We start from the raw sequence: 8107 nt of genomic DNA on the forward strand, positions 1-8107 counted from the left end.
GATCCGCAGCGACGGCACCGCCGAGGCGAGTGCGGGACCGGCCTGACCGAACGGAGCCCCGACGGTCACGATCAGGTCGCAGCGCTGGGTGACCAACCCGGCGAGGACGGGGCCGGACTGACCGGCATCGATGGCGGGCGCGATCATCTGCTGGACGTTGGTGCCGTGCTGGGTGCCGGCCTTCTGCATGGCCGTCCAGACCGAGGAGACGGTGTCGTTGCCCGCGGCCGTGGCACTGTCGGCGGCCAGGCACGCGGTGGCGCGTCCGGAGAGGTCGTTCGCGCGGGCGGGTGGCGGAGCCTGGTCGTTCCCGGATCCGCGGACGAGCGCGAGTGCGGCCAGGCCGGCGGCGACCGCGGCAACGAGTACGGCCGGGAGAAGCCGCCTGCGGCCGGAGTGGAGGGAGCGGAGCGGCATCGGAGGGACTCTCCTCGGGGCTGACACGGCTGGGCGGGTACGGCGGGCAGGGGGGGGGGGAGACGGGGGGGACGGTCAGGAACGGCGGCTCTTCCGGGGCCTTTCCGAGCGACGGGTCCCCTGGCTGCCCCTGTTCCTGCCCCCGCCGCCGGCGGACCGGGGTCGCGCGGGTGCCGGGGGTGCGGGTCGGCGGCGCCAACGGAGCCGTACGAGGACCACGGCCGAGACCGCCAGGACAGACCCGGCGGCGACCGCTGCCACCGGGACGGTGGGGAACGACGAGGCGGACGGCTCGGCCCCCCGGGGGCGCAGGAGCGGGTTCTCGCGGCCGGCCGCGTCCTGGACACCGGTCAGAGCGGCGAGCGGATCCAGCCTGCCGTACCCGAGTTTCGCGTCCGGACGGTCAAGGCGTTCGATCGTGGAGGTGATGAGGCGGTGAATCACCTGGCCCGCGCTCAATTCGGGATGACTGGAGCGGATGAGCGCGGCAGTGGCCGAGACGTACGCGGCCGCGTAGCTGGTGCCGTCGGCATTGACGTAGCTGCCCTGGTCATTGGTGGAGAGGATCCCGACGGCGGGTGCCGCGACGACGATACCCGGCCCGGATTCGCTGGACGGCCAGAAGACCCCGGCGGAGTCGACTCCCGAGACGGAGACGACACCGGGGAAGGCCGCCGGATACATGGCGGGATTTCCTCTGTCCCCGTCGTTTCCGGCGGAGGCGACCACGACGGCGTCCCTTTCCATCGCATAGCTGACGGCCTGTCGCAGAAGCGGGTCGGGATCCGGCGATCCGACGGAGATATTGATGACCTGTGCGCCATGGTCCGCTGCCCAGACGATGCCGCGGGCGACTGCGGACGCGGAGATCTGGCCGCCCGGGCCGACCCGGACCGGGAGGATCTTCGCCTCCGGCGCCAGACCTGTCATCCCGTCGCCCGGGGCAGGCCCTCCGCCGGCGGCGATGATGCCGGCGATGGCCGTGCCGTGGGAGTCGCCCGAGGTGTCGGTCCGGCCGTCACCGCCGTCCCCCAGCAGGCTGACACCGGGGAGTACCCGGCCGGCCAGATCGGGATGGTCGGCGGCTACCCCGCTGTCGACGACGGCCACCGTCGTGCCGGATCCGCGGCTGGTCGCCCAGATCTCGTCCGCCCTGAAATGTCCCGAATCGAGGGGCCATTCGCCGGCGCGAATGGACTCCGCGTGACTCGCGGAGGTCGCGCCCAGAAAGGCCAGGGCGAGGAGCGCAGCGCCACCAATGTGGACGAAGCGGCGCCGACCGGACAAAGTTGTTCCCCCGAACGGAAGTTGACGAACACATGTGACCCAGGGGTGCCCCCGGGCGGGTACAGATCGTATCCACGGATGACGAGCGGGTGTACCGGAGGAATGGAGTCCGGGCGGTCTTTAGCAGACCTTTGCCTAGATCATTTGGTGATGAATTGACCCATACATCGTCAATTCCCGTGAGGAAGAACGCATTTGTGACTGGACGGAACTCGCGCGCGGTCGATAGAACGTTCGTGGGCCTGCCCATAGGGGGTGTGGCACTCCGCATCCGCCTACCTTGGGGACGGCCTTGCGTCGCTTTTCGCACCGCCACACGGCTTCGCTCATAGGCCGCACCAGCAACCGCGCCCGCGAACACGCAGTTCCTTTCGCGCGTCTCGTCGGACCTGCTCGGGGCACCACCGTATGGGGCAGGGCACGCTGGCTGTCGGCGCTCCTGTGCATGCTCCTCGTCCAGGCCGTGGCCATCCAGCCCGCCGTGGCGTTCGCCGAACGGCTCGCACCCTCGGGCGCGCGATCTGCAGCACCGCCCACGCCGCCGCAGATCGCCGGCCGCACCGACGGGTTGAGCCACCGGGTCGGCGCGGCCGAGACGTCCCGCGGAAAGGCCGCCGACGGCGTATCGGCCGGACACACGTCCGCCCCCGGCGAACTGTCCGGGCAGGCGACCGCGCAGGGCCCCGGCAAGCTGCGTACGCCCGAGCCGCAGCAGCCCGTGGCCGGCGTCCAGGTGACACCGCCGGACCTGACCGGGCGCGGCCGCCGGAAGGCCGACGAGAACGCGCCCAGGAGCGCGGGAGAGGCGACGGCCGGGCGGACCGCGCCGACCAAGGACTCCTCCGCGGCCTGGGTGGCCCCTGCCGACCCCGCCGGCGCGGCCGAGGTCACCGGGGCGAGGACCCCGACCACCTCGGTGTTCGAGAACTCCGACGGCACGAAGACGATGCGCGTCTACACCCGACCCGTCCACTACAAGAAGGCCGACGGGACCTGGGAGAACATCGATACCGGGTTGTCCCGCCGCAGGGACAACCGGTGGGCCGAGGCCGCGAACGACCAGGCGCTCAGCTTCGCGCCGAAGGCCGACAGCCCGGTGCTGCTGGACTGGACGATCGACCCGGGGCACCGCCTGTCGTACAGCCTCCAGGACGCGCGGCCGGTGGAGGCCGTCGCGGCGACGGACAAGCTGACCTATCCGGGTGCGCTGCCCGACACCGACGTGGTGTACAACGCCCTCGCCGCAGGGATCAAGGAGTCGCTGGTCCTGCACAGCGGTTCCGCGCCCACCAGCTGGGTGTTCCCGCTGACCGTCACCGGACTGTCGCCCGCCCTGGACGCTGCGGGCAACGTGCAGTTCACCGACGAGAGCGGCCACGCCAGGATGACGATCCCGCGCGGATTCATGGAAGACTCGGCGGTCGACCCGCACTCCGGCGAGCCGGCCCACTCCGACGCCGTGACCTACCGGCTCACCGCGATCGACGGCAAGCCGGCCCTGGTGATGGACATCGACGCCGGATGGCTGAAGGACCCCCGGCGGGTCTTCCCGGTGAAGGTCGACCCGACCGGCCAGATCGGCGCGACCCGGTCGACCTACGTGGACTCGACCAACTCCTACAACCACTCGAGCGAGGACACCCTCAAGGTCGGCAGCTACAACGGGGGATCCCCCTCGGACATCAGCTACCTGGTCTTCGACTCCCTGGGCTCGAACCTCGGCAACATGTACATCCAGAAGGCCGAGCTGAACCTCAACGCCATCTGGAGCGGCGGCTGCCTCCAGCGAGAGGTCGTGGTCCACGCGATCACCTCGGCCTGGAACCCTGCCGGCGTCACCAACGCCTCCCAGGTACCCTTCGACCCCGCGGCCATCGCCTCCGCCTCCTTCAAGGCGCCCAACAGCAACTACTGCCCCGGTTCGCCCGTCACCGTGCCGTTCAACCTCGGCGACTCGGCCACGACCGCGGGCGTGCAACTGGTCAACAGCTGGACGCACGGCGCCCCCAACTACGGCTTCGCACTGACCTCCGACACCCGTGACATCCAGGCGTGGAAGAAGTTCGACAGCGTCAACACCAAGTTCCCGCCCTACCTGAAGCTCACCTACGTCGACTGGGCCGCCAGCTACTCCGTCCCGCCGAACTACGTCCCGCCGACGGCGGTGGCACCCGGCTCGCAGCAGGTCACCATGACCAACCTCGCGGCGAACTGGTGGAACTCCAACAGCATGCGGGTCCGCCCGCGCTTCTACGACGAGAACTGGAACGAGCTGTGGCCGGGAGCCGGCACCACCACCGGTGTCCCCGGCCTGGTGAAGTCCGGTGAGTCGGTGACCTTCACCGCCACCATCCCGCCGATGGCCCCGGGACGCAGTTACCAGCTGTGCTGGGACGGCCTGGTGAACGGCACCGCCTCGCTGCTCGACACCTACGGCATCCCGTACCAGAACTGCACCTGGGTGGCGGCTGCGGCCCTCAACCCCCAACTCGACCTCATGGCCCCGCTGTCGGGCTCCGTCGTCGGCGGTCTTCAGCCGCAGCTGTACGCCATCGGTCACGACGTCGACAACTACCCCGGCCTCGGGCTCGACTACGACTTCCGGGTCTACACCAAGCCGTCCTCGGGCGACCCCCAGCTGATCGCGGAGTCCGGCTGGCAGCCCAGCACGTCCTGGGCGGTCCCCGCCGGCGTGCTGGAGTGGGGCAAGAGCTACCTCTGGAACGTCAAGGCCGGCGACCACGTGGGGGAGAGCCCGCTGTCCGACACGGCGTCCTTCTCCACCGAGGTCCAGCAACCGCTGATCACCTCGCACCTGGGCGGTGCGGCCGGCGACGCCTCGGGCCGCACCTTCGACCCCAAGGTCGGCAACTACACCACCGAGGCCACCGACGCCGAGGTGAAGACGGTGGGCCCGGCCCTGGCGGTCACCCGCTCCTACAACTCGCTCGACCCCCGCACCTCGACGCTCTTCGGGGCCGGCTGGACCTCGGCGTTCGACATGCGCGTCCAGCCGGACGCGGACGGCACCGGCTCCGTCGTCCTGACCACCGCCAACGGCCGCGCCGCCCGCTTCGGCGCGGACCCGCACGGCGGGAGCGTCTTCACGCCGCCACCGGGCGAGTTCGAGTCCCTGAGCACCGCCCCGGACGGCGGCTACGACCTGCAAGTCAAGGGCGGGACCCGCTACGAGTTCCACGCGGCCTCCAACGGGGGCCACGCCCTGTCGGGGGTCACGGACTCGGCGGGCCACCAGCAGAGCCTCCACTACGCCGACGGCCGGCTGGACACGGTGACGGACGTGGCGTCGCACCGCGCCCTGCACCTGGAGTGGACCGCGGACAGCCGGCACGTCGCGAAGGTGTACACGGACCCGGTCACCGGCACCGACTGGAACACGGCCCTGACGTGGACGTACACGTACAATGCCGCGAAGCCCGACCAGCTGGACCAGGTGTGCACACCCCCGGCCGGCACCAACACGGCGCGCCCGTGCACCACGTACAGCTACAACGAGGGATCCCACCTGCGCTCGGCGGTGCTCGACTCCGCCCCCGTCTCGTACTGGCGACTCGGTGAGGCCGGCGGCGACACGGCCGTCAGCGAGGTGATCGAGAACCAGGGCAACGACAACGCCCACTACTCCGCGAGCGGCGTGACGCTCGGCACCCCCGGTCCGACGGCGTCGACGGCCACGGCGGCCACCTTCGACGGAACCTCCGGCTACGTGACGCTCCCGCAGAGCGTGCTCGACACGTCCTCGTACACCTCTGTCGGCCTCTGGTTCAAGACCTCCGCCTGGGGCGTGCTGTTCAGCTATCAGGCGGACACCTTCCCCGGCAGCGGCGCCACACCGGCGAACTACACACCGGCGCTCTACGTCGGCGTGTCCGGGAAGCTCCACGCCAAGTTCTGGAACGGGCCGTCCAACACCATCGACTCCTCGGACGCGGTCAACGACGGCAAGTGGCACTTCGCCCTGCTGTCCGCAGCCGGTACCTCCCAGACCCTGTACCTCGACGGGCAGGCCCAGGGCAGTCTGCCCGGCGCCGTGATCGCGCCCGGTCAGCGGTCGGAGGCGGTCGGCGGCGGCTTCATCAGCGCCGGCTGGCCGGACACGCCGTACGACTACACCGGTCGTGCGAACTACTTCTCCGGCAGCATCAGCGACGTCGCCTTCTACAACCGCACGCTCGGCGCCCCGGCGGCCGCGTCCCTCTGGGAGGCCGGCAGCCATGCCTCGCCCGAGCTGTCCGGACTCAAGCTCCCTTCGGGCAAGACCAGGCTCTCCGTCGCCTACGACACCCTCAAGGACCGTGCGGCGGAGGTCACCGACGAGAACGGCGGCACCTGGAAGCTCAACGCGCCGACCGTCTCCGGCTCCTCCCAGGAGTACCGCGGCCAGGTGATGGGCTCCCGGCCCGCCGGCTACTGGCGGCTGTCCGAGAGCGCGGGTGTCCAGGCCGCCAACCAGGTCTACACGCCCCGCCCGACCCCCAACAGCGGCAACTACTCCGAGGTCGCCCTCGGTGCTACCGGCCCGTTCCCCGGGGCCGTCGCGGCCACCTTCAACGGCAGCACGTCCTGGGCCGAACTGCCCGCCGCCTACGCCCCGCAGGCAGGACCGGGAGCCCTCGGCCTGTGGTTCAGGACCAGTGACACCGGCGTCCTGCTCTCCTACCAGTCGTTCCCGGTCGGCGGGAGCTCCAACGGGACCACGAGCCGCTGGAACCCCGCTCTGTACATCGGCAACGACGGGCGTCTGCGCGCCCAGCTCTGGATGGGCGACGCCGCCCAGACCCTGGCCACCGGCGGCGCCGTCAACGACAACCAGTGGCACTTCGCCCTGCTGTCGGCCGACAGCCCGACCTCCCAGAGCCTCTTCCTCGACGGCACCCTGGCCGCCGGCCCGCTGAACGGCACCATCGCACCGAACGGGACCGACCACGTGTTCCTCGGCGCCGGAGCCGTCTTCGGCGGCTGGCCCGCCGCGCCGGCCGACTCCGCCGGCCACTTCAAGGGACAGATCGCCGACGTCGCGGCCTTCCCGCACGGCTTCGACACGGTCAGGGCGACCGCCCTGTACCAGACCGCGCTCACCGGCGGCCAGGCGCAGTACGACGCCGCGGTCCTCGACGCCCACCCCACCGGGTACTGGCGCCTGGACGACAGGAGCGGCAATCAGGTCACCGAGGTCGTCTCCTCGGCCGCGCTCGCCCAGAACCGCGGCACCAACCACGGCACCACCTGCTGCCAGAGCGGGCCCTGGGCCTCCGGCACCTCGGCCACCACCGGCTTCAACGGCACCACCTCGTACATCCAGCTGCCCGGCAACATCGCTCCGAAGCCCTACGGGGCCACCACCGTCGAACTCTGGTTCAAGACGACGGGCCCGGGTGTCCTCTACGGCTACCAGTCGTTCCCGGTCGAAGGCCGTCCCAACGGCTCGACGGACCGGTGGAACCCCGCGCTGTACGTCGGCACCGACGGCAGGCTCCACGGCACCATGTGGAGCGGCGACCCTGCCAACGGCACCGTCTCACCTGCACCCGTCAACGACGACAAGTGGCACCACGCCGCCCTCGTCGGAGACTCCTCCGGGCAGACCCTCTACCTCGACGGCGCCAAGGCCTCCGCCAACGCCACCGGGCTCCCGATCACCTACAACGGGTCGGCCTACGCCTACCTCGGAGCCGGCACCACGGACAGCTGGCCCGCCGCGCCGACCGACTCCGCCGGCCACTTCAAGGGCGCGCTGAGCGACTTCGCGATCTTCAACTACGCCCTCGGCGCGGGCACCATCGCCGCCCAGTACCGCGCCGCGACCACCTCGGGACCCCCCGGGGGCATCGACGCCGCCGGCGCCTACCGCTCCACCGTCGTCCAGAACGGGGCATACGGCTACTGGCGCCTCAACGACCCCTCGGGATCGTGGTACGCGCTCGACGAGCTCGGCACCGCGCTGCCCGACGGCACCTCCGGCACCTACCAGGACGTCGTCCTGAACGCCGACGGTCCCACCAGCGACTACAACAACCAGCGCTCCGCCGTCTTCAACGGCAGCACTTCCTTCCTACGGCTGCCCGCGGACGCCGCCCCCAGCAAGGGCCCGGCCAGCATGGAGCTCTGGTTCAAGACCACCGACGGCGGGCCGCTGTACAGCTACCAGGACTGGCCGGTCGACACCCCGCGGCCCTCCTACGCCCACTGGAACGACGCGCTGTACGTCGGTTCGGACGGCCGCCTGCACGGCCAGTTCTGGATGGGCTGGTCCGGCTACACGCTGACCTCCGACCGCACCGTCAACGACGGGAACTGGCACCAGGCCGTCCTGACGGCCGACGACAGCGGCCAGACCCTGTACCTGGACGGCCGCCAGAGCGCGGTCGACACCGGCGGTCGC

General features: G+C 71.0%; 3 protein-coding genes. 1 reads left to right on the top strand and 2 read right to left on the bottom strand.

Going from position 1 to position 8107, the window contains the following annotated elements; translation table 11 throughout:
• Both MCM47_RS44320 and mycP read right to left on the bottom strand, forming a co-directional pair.
• Nucleotides 1–417 (bottom strand): hypothetical protein (locus tag MCM47_RS44320; protein WP_238951644.1); only part of this gene is annotated, 417 nt, incomplete at its 3' end.
• A 75-nt stretch (nt 418–492) separates the two neighbouring features.
• A complete protein-coding gene (gene mycP / locus MCM47_RS44325) occupies nt 493–1704 on the bottom strand; it encodes a type VII secretion-associated serine protease mycosin (RefSeq protein WP_238951544.1) in 1212 nt (403 codons plus the stop codon).
• Between the two features lie 445 nt (nt 1705–2149).
• Here mycP and MCM47_RS44330 point away from each other — a divergent pair.
• On the top strand, nt 2150–8107 hold a 5958-nt coding region (locus tag MCM47_RS44330), incomplete at its 3' end, for a LamG-like jellyroll fold domain-containing protein (RefSeq protein ID WP_305068075.1).

Origin of the sequence: Kitasatospora sp. A2-31 (assembly GCF_022288725.1) — a bacterium.
GTDB lineage: Bacteria > Actinomycetota > Actinomycetes > Streptomycetales > Streptomycetaceae > Kitasatospora.